Annotated in this window: 1 protein-coding gene; it reads right to left on the bottom strand. The window is 60.5% G+C overall.

What is annotated here, in order from left to right; all coding sequences use genetic code 11:
• A partial coding sequence (gene psbD, locus DXY16_RS00675) for a photosystem II D2 protein (photosystem q(a) protein) (RefSeq protein ID WP_115017685.1) occupies positions 1 to 1,040 on the bottom strand: 1,040 nt, incomplete at its 3' end.
• Between the last annotated feature and the right edge of the window lie 3 nt (positions 1,041 to 1,043).

Raw genomic sequence — 1,043 nt, 5'->3', positions numbered from 1 at the left:
CGGGGCAGAACCTCTTCAGGGAAGACGAAGTTTTCGTGCGGCTGGTCAGCCGGTGCCATCCAGGCACGCAGACCTTCATTCAGAAGGACGTTCTTGGTGTAGAAGGTCTCGAATTCGGGATCTTCTGCAGCGCGGATTTCCTGAGACACGAAGTCATAGGCGCGCAGGTTGAGGGCCAGGCCGACGATGCCGATGGCGCTGGTCCATAGCCCCATCACAGGCACGAACAGCATGAAGAAATGCAGCCAGCGCTTGTTGGAGAAGGCGATCCCGAAGATCTGGCTCCAGAAGCGGTTGGCGGTGACCATGGAATAGGTCTCTTCTTCCTGGGTGGGCTCGAACGCCTTGAAGGTATTGGACTGCTCGCCATCCTCAAACAGGGTGTTTTCCACGGTGGCGCCGTGAATGGCGCAGAGCAGTGCGCCGCCGAGGATGCCGGCCACGCCCATCATGTGGAAGGGGTTCAGGGTCCAGTTGTGGAAGCCCTGGAGGAAGAGGAGGAAGCGGAAGATCGCTGCCACCCCAAAACTGGGAGCAAAGAACCAGCTGCTCTGGCCGAGGGGGTACATCAGGAAAACACTGACGAACACCGCAATCGGACCGGAGAAGGCGATGGCGTTGTAAGGACGAATGCCGACCAGACGGGCGATTTCGAACTGACGCAGCATGAAGCCGATCAGAGCGAAGGCGCCATGCAGCGCCACGAAGGCCCAGAGGCCACCGAGCTGGAACCAGCGAACGAAGTCGCCCTGGGCCTCAGGGCCCCAGAGCAGCAAAAGGCTGTGACCCATCGCATCAGCGGGGGTGGACACAGCGGCGGTGAGGAAGTTGCAACCTTCCAGGTACGACGAGGCAATGCCGTGGGTGTACCAAGAGGTGACAAAGGTGGTGCCTGTCAGCCAGCCACCGATGGCCAGGTAGGCCGTTGGGAAGAGAAGGATGCCGGACCAGCCGACAAAAACGAAGCGGTCGCGCTTGAGCCAATCATCGAGGACGTCGAACCATCCCCGCTGAGGCGCGCGTCCTACAGCGATCGTCATGAG

This window comes from Synechococcus sp. UW105 (genome assembly GCF_900473935.1).
Classification (GTDB): Bacteria; Cyanobacteriota; Cyanobacteriia; order PCC-6307; family Cyanobiaceae; genus Synechococcus_C.
Note: the sequence above shows the minus strand (reverse complement) of the source record. Positions and strands in the feature narration are given on the sequence as shown.